15 protein-coding genes and 1 pseudogene are annotated in these 22,064 nt (G+C 45.6%); 12 read left to right on the top strand and 4 right to left on the bottom strand.

Annotated features, from left to right (window positions below; all coding sequences use genetic code 11):
• The first annotated feature begins 22 nt into the window (after positions 1–22).
• The 6 genes from gspD (at position 23) to JMY06_RS10835 (ending at position 7,856) form a co-directional block, all read left to right on the top strand.
• Positions 23–2,269 (top strand): type II secretion system secretin GspD, encoded by a 2,247-nt coding sequence (gspD, locus tag JMY06_RS10860; RefSeq protein WP_227672306.1) that lies wholly within the window; start codon positions 23–25, stop codon positions 2,267–2,269.
• Positions 2,270–2,364: 95 nt separating this feature from the next.
• Entirely contained in the window at positions 2,365–2,589 is a 225-nt protein-coding gene (locus JMY06_RS10855; RefSeq protein ID WP_201618273.1) for a hypothetical protein, read from the top strand.
• A 195-nt stretch (positions 2,590–2,784) separates the two neighbouring features.
• The gene (locus tag JMY06_RS10850) at positions 2,785–3,828 is read left to right on the top strand and encodes a hypothetical protein (RefSeq protein ID WP_201618272.1); all 1,044 of its coding nucleotides are present in this window, start codon (positions 2,785–2,787) and stop codon (positions 3,826–3,828) included.
• A gap of 155 nt (positions 3,829–3,983) precedes the next feature.
• A complete protein-coding gene (locus JMY06_RS10845) occupies positions 3,984–5,018 on the top strand; it encodes a TatD family hydrolase (RefSeq protein WP_201618271.1) in 1,035 nt (344 codons plus the stop codon).
• Between the two features lie 129 nt (positions 5,019–5,147).
• A complete protein-coding gene (locus tag JMY06_RS10840; protein ID WP_201618270.1) occupies positions 5,148–6,101 on the top strand; it encodes a ThiF family adenylyltransferase in 954 nt (317 codons plus the stop codon).
• Between the two features lie 15 nt (positions 6,102–6,116).
• Positions 6,117–7,856, top strand: a complete 1,740-nt coding sequence (locus tag JMY06_RS10835; RefSeq protein WP_227672305.1) for a GAF domain-containing hybrid sensor histidine kinase/response regulator — start codon at positions 6,117–6,119, stop codon at positions 7,854–7,856.
• Between the two features lie 172 nt (positions 7,857–8,028).
• Here the strand turns inward: JMY06_RS10835 and efp are convergent, their stop codons facing one another.
• Entirely contained in the window at positions 8,029–8,601 is a 573-nt protein-coding gene (gene efp / locus JMY06_RS10830; RefSeq protein ID WP_201527391.1) for an elongation factor P, read from the bottom strand.
• Between the two features lie 234 nt (positions 8,602–8,835).
• Here efp and epmB point away from each other — a divergent pair, with 234 nt between their 5' ends.
• From epmB to JMY06_RS10800, 6 genes are all read left to right on the top strand, one after another.
• Positions 8,836–9,843 (top strand): EF-P beta-lysylation protein EpmB, encoded by a 1,008-nt coding sequence (gene epmB, locus JMY06_RS10825; protein WP_201618268.1) that lies wholly within the window; start codon positions 8,836–8,838, stop codon positions 9,841–9,843.
• Between the two features lie 400 nt (positions 9,844–10,243).
• Positions 10,244–12,337 carry an EAL domain-containing protein gene (locus JMY06_RS10820; protein WP_201618267.1) on the top strand — a complete coding sequence of 698 codons (2,094 nt, stop codon included), beginning with the start codon at positions 10,244–10,246 and terminating at the stop codon, positions 12,335–12,337.
• Positions 12,338–12,450: 113 nt separating this feature from the next.
• Positions 12,451–13,059 carry a c-type cytochrome gene (locus JMY06_RS10815; protein ID WP_201618266.1) on the top strand — a complete coding sequence of 203 codons (609 nt, stop codon included), beginning with the start codon at positions 12,451–12,453 and terminating at the stop codon, positions 13,057–13,059.
• Between the two features lie 144 nt (positions 13,060–13,203).
• Positions 13,204–14,250, top strand: a complete 1,047-nt coding sequence (locus JMY06_RS10810; protein ID WP_201618265.1) for an AAA family ATPase — start codon at positions 13,204–13,206, stop codon at positions 14,248–14,250.
• Positions 14,251–14,350: 100 nt separating this feature from the next.
• Positions 14,351–15,412, top strand: a complete 1,062-nt coding sequence (locus JMY06_RS10805; protein WP_201527386.1) for a DUF58 domain-containing protein — start codon at positions 14,351–14,353, stop codon at positions 15,410–15,412.
• The gene (locus JMY06_RS10800; RefSeq protein ID WP_201618264.1) at positions 15,409–17,619 is read left to right on the top strand and encodes a transglutaminaseTgpA domain-containing protein; all 2,211 of its coding nucleotides are present in this window, start codon (positions 15,409–15,411) and stop codon (positions 17,617–17,619) included. The genes JMY06_RS10805 and JMY06_RS10800 overlap by 4 nt, the downstream gene beginning before the upstream one ends.
• Here the strand turns inward: JMY06_RS10800 and JMY06_RS10795 are convergent.
• From JMY06_RS10795 to JMY06_RS10785, 3 genes and pseudogenes are all read right to left on the bottom strand, one after another.
• A pseudogene (locus tag JMY06_RS10795) lies at positions 17,620–18,237 on the bottom strand (DUF421 domain-containing protein).
• Positions 18,238–18,428: 191 nt separating this feature from the next.
• The gene (gene uvrA / locus JMY06_RS10790) at positions 18,429–21,014 is read right to left on the bottom strand and encodes an excinuclease ABC subunit UvrA (protein WP_201618263.1); all 2,586 of its coding nucleotides are present in this window, start codon (positions 21,012–21,014) and stop codon (positions 18,429–18,431) included.
• 243 nt (positions 21,015–21,257) lie between these two features.
• On the bottom strand, positions 21,258–22,064 hold an 807-nt coding region (locus JMY06_RS10785), incomplete at its 5' end, for an MFS transporter (protein ID WP_201618262.1).

Here is a 22,064-nt window from a genome sequence, read left to right as displayed (position 1 = left end):
AGTGATATCATAGTGGGTAATCATGACCATGGTAAGTTCGCATAAATTTTTACTAACTCCTTTGCATTATATCGTGCAGCGCTTGTTATATATGTGCCGTCCATTATGTCTGGCGTTGCCCCTATGGGCGGCGACTTGCGGGCTTGCCAGTGCCGAGAGCTGGAAGGTCAATCTGCAAGATGCGGATATCAAAGCTTTTATTAATGAAGTGGCGACCATTACCAATCAAAATTTCGTGCTTGACCCGCGTATCAATGGCAATGTGACTGTCATCTCTAATCGTGCCTTGTCACGTGATGAAATTTACGAGCTGTTTTTAAGCGTGATGCAGGTCAATGGTATTGCCGCAATTAAGTCTGGCAACACTACAAAACTTGTACCGGATAATGTTGCTAAACAATCTGGCATTGCGGTTGATTTGCGCGGTGAAACGGTTGGTGAAGCGCTGACCACACGAGTGATTTATTTAACCAACACCCAAGCGGCAGAAGTTTTAGGGGTTATTCGTCCCTTGATGCCGCAGTCAGCGCATGCCGCTGCCGTGACGGGTTTGAACGCTCTGGTGCTGTCTGATCGCGCCGACAGCCTCAATCAATTGACCGCCTTAATCCGTGACTTAGACAGTGACGTCAATGACAGCTTACGGGTTATACCGCTGCGTCATGTTGATGCTGAACGCATGATGGATTTAATCAGCGCCCTTGTCGTCAGTGCCAGTAGCACACAAGGTCAAGGCGGTGACCAGCTCAAAGTCATCGCTGACACTTCTAGCGATAGGCTGTTGGTAAAAGGCAGTCCTGAGATGATTGCGAAAGTACAAGACATGGTTAATCAGCTGGATACCACGCCCACGCGGCGGCTGAGCGGTCTGCGCGTGTTTCGATTGAAATACGCCAGTGCGAATCATATTGCACAGATGCTACGCGGACTGCTGGCCAATCAGTCTATAAATAGTGCGGGTGAAACCTCAACTTTAGAGTCAGCCTCTTTAACGGATACCAGTACTACTGGTGCGACTCTAAATACTGAGGCTGCAGATGTAATTAGTGGCAGTAACTCAGCACTTAACTCTGCCAGTTCGGGTGGCTCTGGGACAGGTATTGGCGGTCGGCCTTTTAGTATTATTGCTGATGAAACCCAAAATGCCGTCATCGTTAATGCTACGCCTGAGCTGATGTTTGAGATTGAAGATGCAGTCAATCAGCTTGATAACCGCCGTGCCCAAGTCTTGATTCAGGCAGCAATTGTTGAGGTGTCAGGAGACGATGCCACCCAGCTCGGGGTGCAATGGGCGCTGGGCAATGCCAATAGTGGTTATGGCGTGGTGAACTTTAACAATGTTGGCGCTAGTGCCGCGACTCTTGCCGCAGCGGCTTTATCCGGTGGCGCAGGTATTAGCGCCGCCGCTGGTTCTATTGCTGGGGCGTTAATTGGAATTGGCAGCAGTAGTAAAGACAGTAAAGGCAACACTCAGTTTTATGGGGCTATTTTGCAGGCGCTGGATTCATCTACCAGTGCCAATCTCTTATCCATGCCATCAATTTTGACCTTGGACAATGAAAAAGCAAGTATCTTAGTCGGTCAAAACGTGCCCTTTGTTACCGGCTCTTATACGACTAGCGGAAATTCCTCGACTAACCCTTTTCAGACCATTGACCGCCAAGATATCGGTATCAATCTCAACGTCATTCCGCACGTTGGTGACAACGGTACGGTGCGCTTAGAGGTCTCGCAAGAGGTTTCCTCCGTCGTACCGAGTAGTATTGGCAACGCCAGTGGTTTAATTACTAATAAGAGCCTGATTAATACCACCATTTTGGCTGATGACCAACAGACAATCGCGCTAGGGGGCTTGATGCGTGATAACAGCACGACCAGCCAACAAAAAGTCCCTGGTTTGGGTAACGTACCGCTCATTGGACGCTTATTTCGCTCCGACAATGACAACACCCAAAAGAGTAACCTAATCATATTTTTGCAACCGACTATTCTGCGTGATGGCGGTGCGGTGGCGAGTGTCACCGAGCGTAAGTTTAATCAAATGCGCGTGCTACAATTGGTTATTGATAAAAACGGCACGATTAAGCAGCTGCCACTAAGTGGTACCGAAGGCTGGGATGGGGCTATCAGTCAGGATTATGAGCTGATGCCGCTTAATCCACTGGTACCCAAACGTGACCAAACATCAAAACCTGCCGCTACTAGGAAGAGCATTACTAGAGTTGACAGCGGTAGTGCTGATATTAAAACCTATCCGCTCAGTCGCTAAAGGTTATTTTGGAAAAAATGTCAGAGATAATATTAAGAAGTTATTAGGTCATAATTCTTTTAAATCGTATAGTCCAACTATATAGAAGGTAATCTATGAGTAAACCTGTAGAGAAAAACATAAGCAGTAATAGTAATAATAGTAATAAAGAAAAGTGGCTGACACTAGGTTTGTTAGGTGCAGGATTATTATTAATTCCAAGACGGAGCAGCCGCCAAGATACTTCTTATTCTGCTCCCTCAGATACTGATAGCTCATTATCTGATCAACCAGTATCTGAGGATGTAGAAAATTTGCATACAGATATTAATAAATCTTAGATAGCTGCTAAATAGATAAATGCTAATAAGAAATAGGTAAATTATAAATAAGCACATTCTAATGAGTATATGTTATATAGGTACATACCAAAAATACGTATAAAACTGGTTTTAGCATAACTTATCAAATACAGTACTTATTGAGATACAAATTTACGCTACTATAGTAGACAACCTCCTATTGTAACGGACATTATGAACGCTAAAACTAATAAGTCGAAAGCGGGCAACTATATTTTAATATCAGCGCTGCTTTTGTTTATTAGTAGTGGTTTGGCAGGCTGTGATCATCAGCCCAAATCACTGTTTGAGCAGAAAGCTGAAGCTGAATCGGCTAATGAAATTGAGACTCGTGCGCATACGAGTGAACAGGTGGTCATCGTTGCGCCGGTAACGCCAGCGACTACTGACAATGCTGCTGTAACGCCCATACATATTATAAAAAAGCAGACTATCGCTCAGCAGCGAAATTGTGATCCAACTCAGAATGAGTGCCAGTATTTTGAGTTGAATGTTTTGGAGTTTAATCCTGAGCAGCCGTGGCTGAACAGCATCATGTGGCAGACCATTGCCCGGGTGTTAGCTCCAGAGACGTCCCTTGCCAGCCAAGACGACACCGCCAAAAAAACGGTCTTGATGCTGTTCGATCAAGTCGAATATTCCGAGCAGGTAGTGGATACCTTACCTATTTATCAGCATATTAATATCGAGCTGGTGCTAAATCCTACAATAAACAGCCTACAGGCAGATGAACGCACCAGAGCTAGAAAAAATGAGCGAGGCTATGCCGATACCGGCTATCTTGAGGTGCAATCGAGCCAACAACGCGGCGTTAAACGTCAGCCGCGTTTGAGCTATGTCATGCTGGATATGCAAAAAAAGCTACAGCTCACTATGAAAGATGTTTTGCTACCACAAGTCACGACCGATGAGCTGTCACTCTTATTTCAGACGGCTAAAAAAGACTATTTGTCTTCACATAGTGATGAGCTACAAAGTAGTGGGTCGCAAGATGTTAAGCTACAAGACACTGAGCCAAGAAGTGTTAAGGGCGGAGAATTATCATTATCGCAGCAATGGTATTTGGATGATCAAGGTCTGCACATGGTTTATCAGGTAGGCGAATTATTAGATATGAAAACTGAAAGTGTAGATTTAATGGTGCCTTATGAGTTACTGCAAGGTTTAATTAAGCCGCGATATATCGTGCAGACATTGGCAGAACGCGATAGAAAATAGATAAACCCTAATAACGTTTTGGCTATTAATGACCCTCATAAACCAACATAATGATTAATGATAATTAGAATAGAAATTATCTATTAATATGAAGATTGGCTCTTGTCATAAAAGCCAGCTATGAAACTAGAAACTATTGACCGTGGAGACCGTCCATGACTGCTATCGACTTATCACTGAGACCTAACTCTAAATTGCCTTTATTAACGAGTATCTACCCTTTGATTGATACTCATACTCATTTTGATGCACCTGTATTTGATGAGGATAGAGGTCTGCAAGCGCGGCAGGCTTACGAATATGGCGTCCGACATTTGGTGCTAGTCGGTTATTTAGCGCGGCACTTTGATAGACTCTATACGATCCAGCAAGCCTTTGCACAACCGTTGCAATCAACTATGATTAATAGCACGACGTCTATAACTGATGCTTCTGTGCATACAGACCTATACCCGCAAACCCATATTGCTTTGGGATTACATCCGTTTTATATTGAACAGCATACCGACACACACTTAGAACAGCTGGCACAGCTATTGGATGAGCAGCAGCCACTGGCTATCGGTGAGATTGGACTGGATGCTTTTACCAATATCATGAAACAACCTGAGATGCTTGCCAAGCAACAGCGTTTTTTTAATGCTCAATTGGATATGGCGGTGCGCCATCAATTGCCGGTCATGCTCCACATTCGTAAAGCCCATGCCGAGGCGTTAGCGTTATTAAAGGCACACACTTATAATGCCCACAAGCTGGGCGGTATTGCCCATAGTTTTAGTGGCGGCGAGCAAGAGGCCAAAGCTTTTGTTAAACTGGGTTTTAAGCTGGGCGTGACCGGACAAGTCACCAATCCCAATGCTAAGAAATTGCGCCGTGCCATTCAAGCGGCAGTAGAAATGTACGGTATCGAATGCTTAGTGATTGAAACGGACTGTCCTGATATGACGCCCATTATGTGTCAGACATCGGCGGGTAGTCAGTCAGCGCTTGGGCAAAGTATAGATAATGAATGGCAAGGGGCGGCAGGGCATAATCGTAATGTACCGGGCAATCTGCCGTGGGTGCTACATACTCTTGGTGAGCTACTACATGTTGCGCCTGCTGACCTTGCGCGGCAATTGTGGCAAAATAGTTGTGATGCTTTGCAAGTCACATGGGCCTATCCAGAACCAAGCGTTACTATTGAGTGATGTTTCTTATAGTTAGTTTTTATGGTTAATCATTTAAACTAGATTCGCTAAATTTATTTTCGTTCTCATAATATCTTCCTCTACTAGCTTTGCATTAACCTTCCTTATTATAAGAGCTTTTTATACCCTATGAGTTATCAACCGCCTACTGAATCTACTGTTACTTCTGATATTGCTGTAACTGCTATAAACGACACGCCTACGCAAAAATTACAAGTTTCTCATGTTTCAGAGCATTCAGCTGCCGATTTAATAGATAGCACTGTTGATGAGCATGCGGACACTGAGCAATATCAGCGCCGCTTTCAAGGCACGCAAACCCTCTACGGAACTGCTGCATTTAATGTTTTTGCCGCAGCTCATGTCTATGTGATTGGAGTCGGCGGGGTGGGCTCTTGGGTTGCTGAGGCGCTGGCACGAACGGCGGTGGGTACGATTACCTTAATAGATTTGGATGTGTTGGTGGCATCCAACGTCAATCGGCAACTGCCGGCCCTTGATAGCACTTTCGGCCAAAGTAAGATTGCGGCAATGGGTGCGCGTCTCTCTGAGATTAATCCACGCGTTACCTTACATTTAGTCGATGACTTTTTGACTTCGGAGAATGCCGCCACTTTACTACCGAGCCGTGAGACTGCTAAAGCCGCCGCTAGCGCAAACCGACCCATTATTATTCTAGATTGCGTGGACGATATGCAGGCAAAGCTTGCAATTGCGGTGCACTGCCGATTTAATAAACTAAAGCTCATTTGTGCCGGCGGTGCAGGGGGTAAGATTGACCCGCGCCAAATTACGGTCAGCGATTTAAAAGACAGCTATCAAGATCCTTTATTGGCACGTCTGCGTTATAAGCTGCGCTTTGAGAAGGGTGTTAACAAGGCTCTAAAAGAGAGGTTTAGAATTAAATGTGTATATTCAACCGAGCCGCCGCGGATGGATAAAAGTTGCCAAACTGGTGGTTTACACTGCGGCGGCTATGGTTCGGCGGTAGCAGTAACGTCAGTGGTTGCGATGATTATGGTCAGCGAGACGCTGAAAATGCTGGCGCAGCGCGCTACAATAGCGGTTCCTACCTCACATTGATTGATGGAGACACCCGTGTCTACTTATACGTATCCGCTGGCGAGTGATGACAAGTCTCGTATCGCTAAGCTACAAGAGTTCCAAGTACTCAATAACGATGATGAACCAGCATTTGCGCGTTTGACTGAACTGGTCAAATTATTCTTTAATGTGCCCATTGTCACCATCAGCTTTATGGATGAGAACACTCAATATCTAAAGTCGCCTCATGGACTTGGCAATTTGTGTAGCACCGAGCGTGAAGTGGCCATTTGTAACTATGCTGTGCTCTCTAATGAAGTGTTCGTGGTACCTGACCTGACAGCGGATGAGCGTTTTATTCATAATTCATTCGTCACAGAAGCGCCCTATCTGCGCTTTTATGCGGGCGCGCCGATTATTTTGCACGAGAAGAATAACCAAACTTACCGCTTAGGATCACTGTGTATAATCGACACGGTTCCTAATCATACTTTTGATGAGAAGCAGGCAAAGCTACTGGAGCAGTTTGCTATTATGACGGCGGATGCTTTGCAACTACGAAAAAGTCAGCGCTTGGCTAAGCATGACAACGAGATGAAGTCAGAGTTTTTGGCTAATATGAGTCATGAGATTCGAACACCGATGAATGGTATCATCGGTATGGTGGACATGCTGGATGATACGAAGCTTAACTGTGAACAGAGAGAATATGTAGAAAATATAAAAGTATCTACTGAACACTTGCTGGCGATTATCAATGGAATTTTAGATTTATCCAAAGTTGAGTCCGGCATGATGACCGTCGATAACGTACCGATGAATTTATCGGCATTGTGTAATGAGGTCATCAGCTTATTTGCGGTCAAAGCCCGTCAACGCGGCTTGACTTTGGATTATCACTATACCGAAGCGCTGTCGCCTTATGTTGAAGGCGATCCGGTACGCCTCAAACAAATTTTAGCCAACTTAGTCAATAATGCCATTAAGTTCACCCGTGAAGGCGGGCAAGTGAGTATCGATGTTAAGCATGCACCGCATTGTCATTGTGCACATTGTGAGGATGAAAAAGAGATTAACGATTCGGATAATTGTGGTGAGATGACCTTATGTATCAATGTGACCGATAGCGGAGTTGGGATTAAGCCTGAGTCATTAGATGCGATATTTGATGCTTATAATCAAGCGGACAAGTCGACCCATCGGCTTTATGGCGGAACTGGTCTGGGGCTATCGGTCTGTAAGTCGTTGGTTGAGCTTATGGGTGGGCACATTTGGGCAGAAAGTGTGGTTAATGAGGGGACGACTTTTCAGGTGTTGCTACCGCTCGCCTCCATTGATAAGGCGCAATATGAGGTTTGGCAGTACTCGGATCGGATAGAGCCTGCGTCCGCCTCACAGAATACCGGTCATGTTTTATTAGTCGAAGATGACACTGTCAATGCCATTATTGCGCAAAAGGCCCTACAGAGTAGCGGTCATACGGTCACTCATGTTACCGATGGTCAAAAAGCGATTGAGGTCTTTACGGCCAATCCTGAACGTTATGATGTCATCTTGATGGATCATCATATGCCTATAATGGATGGCATACAGGCAACTATTAAGCTGCATGAGATGTATGATGCCAGTATTTTGCCACCTATTATTGCTTTGACGGCCAATGCGATGGATGGTGAGCGCAAAAAGTACTTGAAAGCAGGGATGCAAGACTACTGTACCAAACCGTTCAAAAAAGAGCAGCTCAATGCACTGGTGCAATATTGGTTGATGTATAAGCAGTCAACTCAGGAATGACTCGAGATGGCGTCTTGATTAACCTCATTTTTTACAACCAGCATATGGTTGTTGTCGCATTAAGCTCTATGGTTGTTATGGTGGCATGTAAAAAGCTCAACCCTCATAGTGAGAGTTGAGCTTTTTTTACCTGTGTTTTTTGCGTTCCCTAATCAACAGGATATTTATGGCATCAGCCGACGCGCGTTTGGTAATCACTGGTACGCGTATCGACACGAACCACTTCACCTTGTTGCACAAATAACGGCACACGAACCACTGCGCCGGTCTCTAAGGTCGCAGGTTTGCCGCCACCACCTGACGTATCGCCGCGAAGACCAGGATCAGTTTCCGTGATTTTTAATTCAACAAAGTTAGGTGGGGTAATGGTTAAGGGTACACCATTGAATAAGGTAATTAAACAAAGGTCGTTACCGTTTTCTTTTAGCCATTTTACGGCATCGCCGACGGCAATTTTATCTGCTTGAAGTTGCTCAAAGCTTTCAGGGTGCATGAAGTGCCAAAACTCGCCATCGTTGTATAGATAGTTCATTTCAGTGTCTATCACGTCTGCGGCCTCTAAGCTCTCACCTGATTTAAAGGTTTGCTCAAGCATTCTACCACTGCGTAGATTGCGCATTTTGACGCGGTTGAATGCTTGCCCTTTTCCGGGTTTGACGAACTCGTTTTCGATGATGGAATAAGGGTTGCCATCGAGCATTACTTTTAGACCAGCTTTAAATTCGTTAGTAGAAACAGTTGCCACAAGAGACTCCTAGAGTTTGAGAGGGTATAAGGTAGTATGAAAATCATCAGCAGTGTACGGTTAAAACCTGACATTACGATAACAATGCTTAAAGCACATTAAAAATAAATAGGGGTCAAACAATAAGGTGTATCTGGTTTGCTCTAAAGAGACACACCGTAAACGCGCATTCTTTGATAGCACGATAGCTAACAGCGTATAATGTCGGTTTTTAGGCGCAGGTAGTAGGTTGTCATGATAAACCATTTAATCACACAAAAAAACTGGCAAACGCAATTATCCGAAGCCATCACCTCCATTGATGAATTGCTTGCGATATTAAATCTTGAAATCCTAAAGTCACAAATGTATCGGCCCGACCATTTTGAGCTGCGCGTACCCCGTGCGTTTGTGACCAAGATGACCGTTGGTGATGCCAATGACCCATTATTACAGCAAGTATTGCCCAATCAACTGGAGCAAATCAGCGTCACTGGCTATGTTACTGATCCCTTAGCAGAAAACACTCACAATCCCATTAAAGGATTGCTGCATAAATATGAGTCACGAGTGTTGTTGACGCTGACAGGAGCTTGCGCTATCCACTGTCGCTACTGCTTTCGCCAGCATTTTGACTACAGTGCTAATATGCCCACCTCCAGTGCAGAGGCTGACATCATCAACTATATCAGTGCCCATCCTGAGATTAATGAGATTATCTTGAGTGGCGGTGATCCCTTGAGCGTGACCAATCGGCGCTTGTTCGCGTGGCTTGATATATTAGAAGCTATTCCGCAATTGACTACCATTCGTCTGCATACCCGCCTACCAATCGTCATTCCAGCGCGATTAGATGATGCCTTGTTAGACAGACTGGCGCAAAGTCGCTGTCATATCGTGATGGTTGTTCACTGTAACCATGCTAACGAGATAGATGAGCTGACAGCTATAGCATTACAGCGTGCACGCGCAGCAGGCCTGACCTTACTCAACCAAACGGTATTATTAGCCGGTGTGAATGATAGCGTGGCGACACAAGTGGCGCTCAGTCGGCGCTTATTTAGCGCCGGCGTGTTGCCGTATTACCTACATGTACTGGATAAGGTCGCTGGCGCGGCGCACTTCGATTGTGATGAGCGGTCAGCTTGCGTCTTATATTGGGCGCTACTGGCCGCGCTGCCCGGTTATCTAGTACCCAAGCTGGTCAGAGAGTTGCCGGATAGACCATTTAAGGTACCAATTGACATTTACAAAGAGGCTTAAAGTAGTCAGTATAATAATTATCAGCGTGTTAATTCGGATCAAAATCAGTAAAAGGCATTTGTTGTTATTTTTTGGTAGTTATTAAACGTTTACTGAATATTTACTAGTAGTGGTTGTCTAGTTATCATTTATATATCAAGGGGATGAGCACATTGGTTAATGATGGGAGTATGTCGAAGCGGAAGGTCAAATTTTGGGTCATACGTCAACTTAATTATAATTATAAATGAACATAAAGTTAGTTAATTTCCTAGTATAAAATAGTTGACCCTTTATGATTGATAGTATTAATTAATGGTATCATTGATAACTTGTACTCTTTAAAACTGATACTACTCATAACGGATACTATGATTGAAACTTATATTATTCTGGGGCGAAAAGACAAAAAAGGCACGCTATGCGAAATAACGCTCTCTTAAATCTATTGGTTATAGACCAAGACCAGCTGTATGCTGAACGTCTTGTAAGTTTACTGTCCTCTTACTATGAGGATATTAATTTAGGCTTTTTAGATGATGAGGAGGAGCTATTAAAAGCTTTACGTCACCAATGGGATGTGTTGGTATTTGGACGCGCCTATGATTTGAGCTTTACTGATGTGGTGGGTATCGCTCAAGCACAAAGTATCGATTTGCCGATAATTGGGCTTATGAGTGATGAAATGGCTGTTACCGGTCGCAATGATGACGGGCTGCCGGCAGTTATTAATGGCAACATGGTCAAAGCGCTGCTGGCAGAAAAAGAGACGCAAGTGGTCATGGCGATATGTCTACAGCACGCCAACCTATGTAGTCGTCGGCAGCTAAAAGCCTTACGTCATGTATTGTCTGAGGCCGAACAGCGCGCTAATATCCTAATTAAAAACTCCAAAAGTGCCGTTGCTTATCTAGATCAAGGCATTCATATTTTTGCCAATGAGCCTTATTTAGCCTTATTTGGTTTTGACAGTTTTAATGACATTATCGGTGTGCCCGTCATTGACCTAATCGCAGGCGGTGATAACGTTAAAGGGTTTAAACAATTTTTACGACAGTTTGATAAAGGCAGTCGTGAGCAAGTCGAATTTAAATTTGAAAGCCGCCGCACCGATGACACTACCTTTGAGGCCAAGCTACAATTGGCTGTTGCTACTTTGGAAGGTGAGCCGGTCACCCAAATTATTATTCAACAAAATAATAATGACAGTGCTGAGGCAGCCAAACGCTTAGCGGCGGCGGAACGGCAAGACAGTTTGACGGGACTCAATAACCGCCGCGGATTTGAAGAGCACTTTGAAGCGTTGTACCAGCTAGTACTACAAGATAAAGTGAGCGCAGGTCTACTGTACATTCAGTTAGATAATATCGGCAAAATCAGTACTAACTTAGGCTTGCAAGGAGTCGATGCGACCATTAAGCAGGTCAGTTATACTTTAGATGAGATGGTTGTTGATGGCTATGTCAGCCGGTTTAGCGACACAGCCTTTACTATATTGGTAGAAAACTTGACCAATCAAGCACTAAAAGAGTTGGCTGAACGGATTCGAGTGACTATCAGGGATATGTATATTGAAGTGGACAAACGTACCACCAATACTACGGCTAGTATTGGCGTTGTCAAAATTGAGTCCAATGCCGCTGAGCCTAGTGTATTACTTGAGCGCGCTATTGACATCATTAACAATATTAGAATAGAGACTCAAAATCATGGTGATACTTATCATCTCTATGATTCTAGTGAACATGCCAAGAGTGATGATAATGCATTAGCAGAGTCGTTAGTTAATGCGATTGCTCATAATCATTTCGAGCTATTTTTTCAGCCGATTTACGATATTAATGCGGACCGCAGTGATTTCTTTGAAGTTTTTCTGCGCCTGCCGTTATCAGATAGCGAGAACACCGTTTTGACCCCTGATAAATTTATGGCAGTTGCCAAGGCTCATAAATTACGTGAAAAGATAGATCGCTGGGTATTGATAAATGCTTGTAAGCAGCTTAATGATGTGCGCAAAACTCATCCGCAAGCACGTATACTGGTACAACTGACTAGCGCTTCATTGATTGATAAAAAGCTGCCCAATGTCGCAAGCCAGCTGATTAATGCGGTGGGCGGTGTAGCGGGCGCGTTGACGCTGCAGTTCAATGAACAAGATGTGGTCAATCATCTAACCGTGGCCAAATCACAGTTTGCGGTGCTCAGTCGAGTCGGTTGTCAAGTGGGCATCCATCATTTTGGCACGTCCGCTAAGTCTATTGAAGTTGCCGATTTTGTACAGCCTAATGTGATTAGGCTCGCGCGTAACTATATCGAGGGTATCAATAATGCGGATAACTTAGAGACAGTTAAGTCTCTTATCACGCAGGCTAAGGCACTGAATATCGATGTGCTGATGCCGTATATCGAAGAGGCCGCTACCATGTCAGTATCTTGGAGTGTGGGCGCGCGTTATCTGCAAGGACACTATCTCGAAGAGCCAAGCAGAACCATGCAAATCACTAATGACAAGTGAGGCATACTCTGTGTGATATCGTCGCTAAACAAGGTAAATATTCTAAATAAGCCAAACAAACAACCATACAATCAGCTATATAAACAGCTCCTTTAAAAATAAGCCCAATAGTTATGCCTAATATCAACAAGTTTCAACGTAGCAGTGTTTTAGTCGCCCCGCTAATGGTCCTGTCACTGCTAGCGCTCACTGCTTGCGATCCTACGCCACCGGATTATCGCGATCCTGTGACTCTGCCATTATATACCGAAGGTGACGCTGATAATGGGGCTCTGATTTATGAAGATGCCTGTGGTCAATGTCATCAGCTCAATCCGGGAAGCAATAAAAAAGGCCCGCAGCTAATGAATGTATATGGCGCGCCAGCGGCGGATTTGGCCGATTACAATTATAGCGAAGGATTAACCGCGTCAGGCTGGGTGTGGGATGCTGAAACGTTAGACCCTTATATTGCCGATGCTGAAAAAGCGATGACAGATTCAAAAATGCTAGCCGATCCGATGCCAGATGCGGGTGAGCGTGCTGATGTTATTGCTTATTTATCCACTCTGCGCGCTGAAATCCCAGCTCTTGATGAAGATGGCTTTCCAATAAAAGACGATACTAATAAAGGCGCTAATAAAGATGGTACTAATACAAATACCGAGCGCACGCAGATGAGCAATGAGCCAGTCGAAGTGTCAACAGATCCGGCACAAAAGCCAGCGCCAAATTTTCAATAGACACACTTTTAAGTGTCTATATTTATTTAAGTGTCTACATTCATTTTAGGCTTAATAATTTACTTTTGATTCATTCTCAACTCGCTTATTTTTGCTACGTTTACTTTTAATCCACTTATAGTAATAAAAAATCGGTAGTTCATTATGCGCCAGTCTCGCCCCCAAGCTTTTGATAACGCCATTGATGCCTCTAAGTCAGCAACTAATCTATCTGTCACTGCAAAAGATAAGATTGATCCTATCACGGATGATTATGGCCATAATCAGCAGCAAGTTGCGCAGTTATTAGAGCAACTAAATCAGATTGTCCTAGACAAGTCGCAAGTAGTTAAGTTAGCACTTAGTTGTGTACTAGCTGGCGGCCATCTGCTACTACAAGACTTGCCCGGCATGGGGAAGACGACGTTAGCACAAGGATTGGCCCAACTGTTAGGGCTGAGCTTTAACCGAGTGCAATTTACCAATGATATGTTACCGGCTGATATTTTGGGCATGAGTATTTACAATCAAACCAATTCAAATTTTGAGTTTCGGCGCGGCCCTATTTTTACTCAGCTGTTATTAGCTGATGAAATTAACCGCTCCAGCCCCAAAACCCAAAGTGCGCTGCTTGAGGCAATGGAAGAGCGGCAAGTGTCCCAAGATAGGCAGACATACCGTTTACCGCAACCGTTCTTTGTGATAGCGACCCAAAATCCCATGCAGCAAGCGGGTGTCTATCCCTTGCCCGAGTCACAGTTAGATCGGTTCTTAATGTGTCTGTCGCTTGGCTATCCCTCACCGGCAGCAGAGCGGGCCTTGTTACAAGGGCAAGATCGTCGCGAGTTGCTGGCAACTTTAAATGCCATGTTCGATACTGATGCAGTGCTATTGGCGCAGCGAGGGGTACAGCAGGTTTACGTGGCGGAGGTGGTGCTCGATTATCTGCAACGCTTGGTTGCAAAAACACGGATAAGTCAAGAATATCATGGCCTATCCCCACGCGGAGTATTGTCACTACAACGTGCTGCACAAGCTCATGCTTATGTATCAGGACATGGGGAGGTGTCTCCTGAGGATATTCAATCGGTGTTTGCAGCAGTGACAGATCATAGGCTCGGGCAGCGATTTGTATCGCCTAATACAGTCAGTGGTCAAGCACCGCAAACGATCGCTCAGCGTATTATGGCTGAGGTTGCGGTCATTATTTAAGCCTACTCGTTTAAACCTATTTGTCTAATTTAATTTGTTCGATTTAAACTGCTCAATTTGATCTTATCTGGATGCCAAACATAACAACGATAGGGTGGTTATGACCGTATTACCGCATGCATTAACCCGACCTATGAAGGCTGCGCTGGCGCGTTGGTTTGCCAAGCGTGCGCCCAAAAGTGACAGCGCCACGCTTAACTTGCGCAATGTCTATATTTTTTTTAGCCGTGAAGGCATGCTCTTTGCTTTGCTACTGGTGATTACCTTTATCGCTGGTATTAACTATGGCAACAATCTAGTGCTGGGGCTGTGTTTTTATCTGGTCAGTGTCTGGTTAATTAGCTTCCATGTGACCTTTGCGCATATTTCAGGTCTGCAAGTACGTTTGCTAGAAGTGACGATGGCGGAGGCGGGCGAGCCGGTGTGGGTGACGCTGCAACTACGTAGCGATAGTCGGCACCCGAGACGGCAATTGGCATTTAGCTTTGAGCCGCGCATTGGACAAAATGCTGATAAACGTACCAATAATAGACAAGACGACAGTAAGCTTGGTAACGATGCCAAAACGCAAGTATTAATCCCGCGCCTGCAGGACGAGCAAATTATTCGTCTGGCTGTTCCTACCTATCATCGTGGTCAGCTTGAGCTGCCACGACTGCAAATCAAAACCGTCTATCCATTAGGTATCATGCGCGCTTGGTCTTATGTTTATTTTGCGCGCACCGCTTGGGTGACTCCCAAACCTGAGACCTTTGAATGGCAAGCGCAATATTTGGTAGCTAATAGTGATGATTTGCCAACGGGCGGACAATATACCCAAGGTCAAGATGACTTTGAGCGCCTTGATAACTACATCGAAGGCGAATCTCTGGCGCGAGTATCTTGGGCGCATGTGGCACGCGGGCAAGGGATGTTTACTAAACACTTTGCTGACCCTGTCGGTTATGAGCAGACTTTAGATTATGCTGATATGCCAGCCGCCCATCATGAACAAAAACTTTCACAACTGGCTTATGGGGCGCTTACTCTTGGTCAGCTGGGTGTACCTTTTCAGATGCAACTGCCGCATGAGGGTCTGACTACTGCAACAACCACTGCAACTATCGGTCAAGGTGATTTGTTTGCCCAAGCCTGCTTATTAAGGTTGGCAAAAATACCATGACCGATTCTAAATTACCCACGCATAACACTTTTGAGCAGTTGGCATTAGGTCAGCGCGTTAGCACTCAGAGTAGCGTAGCCACAAATGATAAATGGTATAACAAGCTATTGGCACTACCGGCTTATTATTGGGTGCTCATCACCCAAGTTATTATTATTTTGCCGCATGCTGCCCATTTACCGTTATGGTTAATGGGCTTTGCGCTAGTTAGTATTATTGCCCAACTGCCACGTATTAAGGTTAAGCAAGCGCGACATTTAAAGCGTCTGTATCAAGGCATGCAGATGTTGGGTTTCTTATTGGGTCTGGCAGGCTTATGGCTGACCTATAACCGCGCCTTTGGGCTGGATATGGGCGTGGCGTTCTTGGTATTGTGTTTAATTAGCAAGTTGTGGGAGCTTTATAAGCGCCGCGATGCCTATGTTGTATTGAACTTATCGCTATTTGTACTTGCCGCGTTATTTTTAATGGATCAAGGGTTGATCACTACTTTAGAGGTGGTGTTGGGTACTATTGTTATTTTATTGGCATTTATTGCGCTCAATGATGACAGTAATACTCGTGGTGATGGGCGCCTACGGACTTTAGGGGTGCTAGGGGTTTCTGCTTTACCGTTATTGGTGGTGCTGTTTTTATTCTTTCCGCGCCTGCCGCCTTTATGGTCAGTGCAATTGTCAGGACAGCAAGCAACGACAGGGGTGTCGGATAGTATGTCACCTGGGGACTTTGCCAATTTAGGTCAGTCGACGGCACTGGCTTTTAGAGTACAGTTCCAGGATAACCGACCGGCGCAAGATCAGCTCTATTGGCGCGGCTTGGTCTTTAGCGACTTTGATGGGATTACCTGGCGTCGCAATCGTGACCAACAGCAACCGTGGCAACCTTCTGAGCAACAACCCGTATGGTTTGAGCGGGCGCTAGCGACTGCTCCTACTAAAGTGCAACGTGCGCCGAGCAGTTATGAAGTCATCTTAGAGCCGACTCAGCAGCGCTGGTTGTTTGGTCTCGATTATCCTTTGGCACCACACCAAGATATCAGCCTCACCTCTGATTTCACCTTACTCAAAAACCAACCTGTCACTCAGCAGCTGCGTTATGACGTTTTACAATTTGCGCCCATGCGTATCGACCCTGAGCTGGATGAAGCCTCTCGGCGTCTTAATTTGACATTGCCCAGCAAAGGCAATCCTAAAGCACGGGCGCTGGCCGAGCAGCTATTTGCCCAAGCAGGCTCTGACCCTGTACGCTATATGCAGGCGATTGAGCGCTGGATTCATCAGACTGAATTTCGCTATACCCTGTCGCCACCAGAACTGAATAATAATCGTATTGATAGCTTCTTATTCGATACCAAAGCGGGGTTCTGTGAGCACTATTCCTCAAGTTTTACCTTTATGCTGCGTGCCGCTGGTATTCCAGCGCGAGTGGTTGCTGGCTATCAAGGTGGTGAGCTGAGCCGTGGTGGCAAAGTGTGGGAAGTGCGGCAAATGGATGCGCACGCTTGGACTGAAGTTTGGCTTGAGGGGCAAGGCTGGGTGCGTGTTGATCCTACCACTTTTGTCGCACCTGAACGTGTTGAACAAGGTATGGAAGCATTAACGCAGGCGCAAGGGGCATCGATGTTCGGTGATGGTGCCGGCGCGCAAATCAGCTATCAGCAGTATCAGATGCTACAAACATTGAGGCGCTTATCAGATCAAGCCAGCTATTATTGGCAAAAGGACATCGTGGGCTATGATCAGGAAAGCCAAGCAGGCTCGTTACTAAAGTGGTTCAACATCAGCTCTGTGATGCAAGAAATCGCTTGGATGGCAGGCATTGCTATTACGGTCATGACGCTGTTAGCACTAATGATTTGGCAACGTCGGCGTAAACGTTGGCATCCAGTCGACAGGCCTTTAGTTAAGCTCTCTAATCATTTTAGCAAATATGACAAAACGCTTGCTCGTTCTGAGAATGAAGGCCAGTTGGCTTGGCTTGAGCGGCTGGCAAGTCACTTTTCTAGGATTGATGATGGCGCAACTAAGAATGCTACGTCCAATAATAATACGCCTGAAAATAAAGAAGCGGCTCAGCACAGTATTGATAAGATTCAACAGGATTATCGACAGCTGCGCTATGGACGTTTAAGTGCTGTTGACATTAGTAATAGAGACTATCAGCAAGCATTAAAACAGCTTAAGCAAAGTGTAAGTGAATTATTGTGACTATCTGATAACTTCGATATTAATGGCTTTTGCCCAGCCTATATATTTATTATGACAGCGGCTACAGCGCTCATTAGGCGTTGAGAGTTGTTCGACATGGCCGCAATACATACAAGCATAATGATCGCCCGCATCTATCTGCTCAACTGCTTGATATTGCTTGGGAAAAAGAGGCAGACCGTAACTTACTTCTCCATGCGGAAATAATAATATACTGAAGGCACCCATAGTTTCTAGCAATCCGACCCGAACTTGACCTAAATGTTCAATGCCTTACTGGCGCATTTCAGCAAAAAACTCATCATGCGACATCTCTCCCTTTTTAATCTTCTCAAGTACCAATAGGCCGTCCTCTACAATATAGAGCAGTTTTCCTTCCAAAAATTTTTCAAAAGGCTGATATTTCATCATCAGCCAAGTGCACAGCCGGTATGGCGAAATGATGATACTCATAATCAGTAAGGCTTGAATAAGCGGCAAGTCCTCGGTGAACATCGGATCACCAGCAATAGAACCCAGTGACAAAATAATCATGCTAAACATGATGGTCACGCGTATGGCAATTTCGGCCGCGAACGACCACGTTGTGCCATGAATAAAGATACTTGCCCAATCCATGTATTTCTTTCCTTGTAAGCGTAGCGTAGGTTCTGCTATTGCAGAACCCACGCTATACAATATAAGAATAATCTCTGTCAAAGCCGTAGTCGAATTTTAAACAGCTGTTAAGCCATGTTCATAGTAGAACAATAGGCATCCAGCATCTGCTCACTATTCTGTGCTATCAATTAAAACACTTTATGACATTTTTATGACTCGCACGCTGCTAATAAGAAAGGCGCAGTTTGGCTTGTTTTTGAGCAGGCGACTTCTTCAGGCGACCCTTGAGCAACAATTTGTCCACCCTCGTCGCCAGCGCCCGGGCCAATATCAATGACCCAATCGCTATTACTGGCAACCTGCATATCGTGTTCGACCATAATGACGGTGTTACCGGCGTCAGCGAGTCCATTCAATTGCGACATCAACATCGATACGTCTGCGGGATGCAGACCAGTTGTTGGTTCATCAAGCACATAAAGGGTATCGCCGCGCTGCGTGCGTTGCAGTTCAGTGGCGAGTTTAATCCGCTGAGCTTCGCCGCCAGACAATTCGGTTGCTGGCTGACCAAGTCGTAAATAGCCGAGTCCGACTTCTAGCAAGGCGTTTAATGCCCGCAAAATGGCTGGTTCATCGCCAAAAAACTCATAGGCAGATTCCACTGTGAGAGCGAGCACTTCGGCGATGTTCTTATCTCGATAGGTGATTTCAAGCGTTTTATCATTGTAGCGCTGCCCATGACAGACTTGGCACGGTGAATAAACGCTGGGAAGAAAGAGCAGCTCGACCATCACAAAGCCAAGGCCTTCGCAATTTGGGCAGCGACCTTTTACCGTATTGAACGAAAAGCGACCCATATCGTAACGGCGCGCTTTTGCCTCTGGCGTTGACGCAAATAGCTTACGTACATGATCAAACAGTCCGGTGTAGGTGGCAAGGTTTGAGCGCGGACTACGACCAATCGCCTTTTGATCAACCGTCACCAGTCGTTTTACGTGATCCATGCCAGCAATAATTTGCCCGCCTGTTGGCGTCTCTAATTCTAGTTCGAGTAAATCAGCCTCGCCAGTCGGGGCTTCTATTATGGTTTTTTGTCCTAGGGCCTCATAAATAAGCTCGACCAAAGCCTGACTTACCAGACTCGACTTACCCGAACCCGATACCCCAGTAACGGTGGTCATAACGCCTAGCGGAAACTCAACATCCAACCTTTGTAAGTTGTTGCGCTCAACGCCTACTAGCTTAAGCCAAGCTTTTGGTTCCCTCGGTGTATGTTTCGCTGTTGCATCGACGGTAAACAGATAGCGGCTGGTGTGCGAATTAGTAACGTCGCGCAATCCCTCTACAGGACCACTGTAAATTACTTTGCCGCCATGGGTTCCTGCATCTGGGCCAACCTCTACGATCCAATCGGCATGCCTGATAACACTAATATCATGCTCAACCACAAATACCGAGTTGCCAGCGGTTATCAGTTCATCTAATGCGCTCAATAATGCTTGAGTGTCTGCTGGATGCAGACCTGCGGAAGGCTCATCGAGAACATAAACCACCCCGAACAGTTGCGAGCGAATTTGGGTGGCCAGTCGCAGGCGTTGCAGCTCGCCTGGAGACAAGGTGGGGGTAGTGCGTTCAAGCGACAGGTAACCCAAGCCCAGCATGGTTAATGCCTCAACTCGAGAAAAAATATCACGGGCAATACGCTGAGCGACAATTACTTTTTCTCGGTTTGATACATCATCGGCTGGTTTGGTATGGGCAGTATCATGCAGTTTGAGCGCCAGTTCGGTAAGGGTCAACTGCGACAACTCCCCAATATCAAGTCCTGCAAATTTGACCGATAGTGACTCTTGTTTTAGTTTTTTGCCGTGGCAAGTTGGACATACAGATATCTGCATAAACTGCGAGACACGCTTTTTAGTTAGCGGGCTTTGGGTCGTGGCAAAGGAGTGCAGAATAAAGTTTTTAGCGCTCACATAAGTACCCATATAACTGGGCTTCTCATCTTCTTCAATGGCCGCGCGTACTTGCTCGATATTATATTCTGAATAGACAGGCACCGTTGGGGTCTCGTCAGTGAACAGTATCCAATCGCGAGTCTCTTTCGGTAGCTTATTCCATGGCGTATCGATGTCGTAGCCGAGTGTTGTCAAAACGCGAGCTAGGTTTTTACCCTGAAAAGCTGGCGGCCATGCCGCAATAGCACGCTCTCGAATGGTTTTGCTATCATCAGGAACCAGTAGCTTCTCAGTCACTTCAAACACGCGGCCAATACCCGAGCAGGTCGGGCATGCGCCCTCGGGAGTGTTTGGCGAAAACGCGTCTGCATATAGCATTTCTTGACCGGCAGGATATTCTCCAGCCCGTGAGTAAAGCATTCGCAGCCCGTTTGAGATAGTAGTGACACTGCCAACCGATGAGCGCACAGAGGGCGTACCTCGTTGTTGTTGTAGTGCGACCGCAGGCGGCAGTCCCGTTATTGAATCAACATCGGGCTCGTCAACTTGGTCTATTAATCGACGCGCATAAGGTGACACGGTATCAAGGTAGCGACGTTGTGACTCGGCAAATAAGGTGCCAAAAGCAAGTGATGATTTCCCTGAGCCGGAGATACCAGTAAAAACCACCAGCGCATCACGAGGTAAATCGACATCAACGTTTTTTAAGTTGTGAACGCGCGCGCCTCTTACCTGAATACTGTGGTCAGTATCGCGGGGTTCAGTATTGCGGAGAACGTTTTTAGCTTTGCTTGTACTAGATATTGTATCGGTAGTTGAGTTATTAGTGGTGGCCATAAAAAGGCTACTCCTGTTGACTTATATTTTTTAGATGTGTTTAAGCTGTGGGCGTTAAAATATTTGACTGTTTCAGTCTGCTGTTAACACGTGCAGCCTATTATTATTGTTTTTTTGTTTTATCAGAGAGTCGAAGAGGTTCATTGTTCAACAGACATATTATTGGGAGATAAAAATCGGTTTCTCAGTGCTGATAAGTAATGATCAATATAGACCTCATCGAGTATAGGGGCTGTAGCGGATTTATAGGGGTTTGTCTATGTTAGGTAAATTTATCGCCTTTGTATAATTTGCAGGGGCAAACCTTGTCGTGACAATCAGCATGCATATCAGCGTGACGAGAAGCATCAACCAAGATGCCTGAAAACTACCTGTCCATTCACGCAACATCCCTGCGATGTAAGGAACGATCGCGCTAATAATAAAGCCAATGCCTTGCACAAATGCGGTCAGTGCCCCCGCCAACCTAGGCGCCGACAAGTGATCAAGCGCCACTGTCAGCGTCAGTGAAAAGCAGGCCCCGAGACCACAACCTATCATAGCGACCCAAAGGATTAGCAACGATTCAGGTATTAACATCAGTCCTGTAAAGCCGACTAACTGAATGCCCACTGCAAAAAATAACCAAGGTCGTCGATCTAGGCGAGTAGATGAGAGCACGGGGGCAGCCAGTGCGCCTATCACTTGAAAAATTGTCATGATACCGATCAGCTCTCCGCTATTCTGAGCACTCCAGCCTAAACTACGAGCATAAGTCGGCAGAAAAGCGATCATACAAGCGTAACCGGCATTCGCCATTCCAAAATAGATGGCCAGTAACCATGCACGGCGATTACTAAAAAAATTGACTGACACGCTGTTATGCTTGGTTTCCATCATCTCCGACGGTCTTAACCACCACAGTAAGAGTGCGATGACGGGCAGTATTAGCCATATACCAAGGCCTGCTTGCCAACTGCCATAATGCTGAGCAACCAACGGACTTAGCATGGCAGCGATACCGCCCCCAGCCATTAGTGAGGCTGAATAGATACCCATGGCAAGCGGGAC

Source organism: Psychrobacter urativorans, assembly GCF_904846675.1.
Lineage (GTDB): Bacteria > Pseudomonadota > Gammaproteobacteria > Pseudomonadales > Moraxellaceae > Psychrobacter > Psychrobacter urativorans_B.
This window is presented reverse-complemented; position numbering and strand designations above follow the sequence as displayed.

Bases quoted from the DNA above. Each gene is read 5' to 3' on its own strand.
- gspD (WP_227672306.1), top strand. From the start codon at position 23: ATGACCATGGTAAGTTCGCATAAATTTTTACTAACTCCTTTGCATTAT.
- JMY06_RS10855 (WP_201618273.1), top strand. From the start codon at position 2,365: ATGAGTAAACCTGTAGAGAAAAACATAAGCAGTAATAGTAATAATAGT.
- JMY06_RS10850 (WP_201618272.1), top strand. From the start codon at position 2,785: ATGAACGCTAAAACTAATAAGTCGAAAGCGGGCAACTATATTTTAATA.
- JMY06_RS10845 (WP_201618271.1), top strand. From the start codon at position 3,984: ATGACTGCTATCGACTTATCACTGAGACCTAACTCTAAATTGCCTTTA.
- JMY06_RS10840 (WP_201618270.1), top strand. From the start codon at position 5,148: ATGAGTTATCAACCGCCTACTGAATCTACTGTTACTTCTGATATTGCT.
- epmB (WP_201618268.1), top strand. From the start codon at position 8,836: ATGATAAACCATTTAATCACACAAAAAAACTGGCAAACGCAATTATCC.
- JMY06_RS10820 (WP_201618267.1), top strand. From the start codon at position 10,244: ATGCGAAATAACGCTCTCTTAAATCTATTGGTTATAGACCAAGACCAG.
- JMY06_RS10815 (WP_201618266.1), top strand. From the start codon at position 12,451: ATGCCTAATATCAACAAGTTTCAACGTAGCAGTGTTTTAGTCGCCCCG.
- JMY06_RS10810 (WP_201618265.1), top strand. From the start codon at position 13,204: ATGCGCCAGTCTCGCCCCCAAGCTTTTGATAACGCCATTGATGCCTCT.
- JMY06_RS10805 (WP_201527386.1), top strand. From the start codon at position 14,351: ATGACCGTATTACCGCATGCATTAACCCGACCTATGAAGGCTGCGCTG.
- JMY06_RS10800 (WP_201618264.1), top strand. From the start codon at position 15,409: ATGACCGATTCTAAATTACCCACGCATAACACTTTTGAGCAGTTGGCA.
- uvrA (WP_201618263.1), bottom strand. From the start codon at position 21,014: ATGGCCACCACTAATAACTCAACTACCGATACAATATCTAGTACAAGC.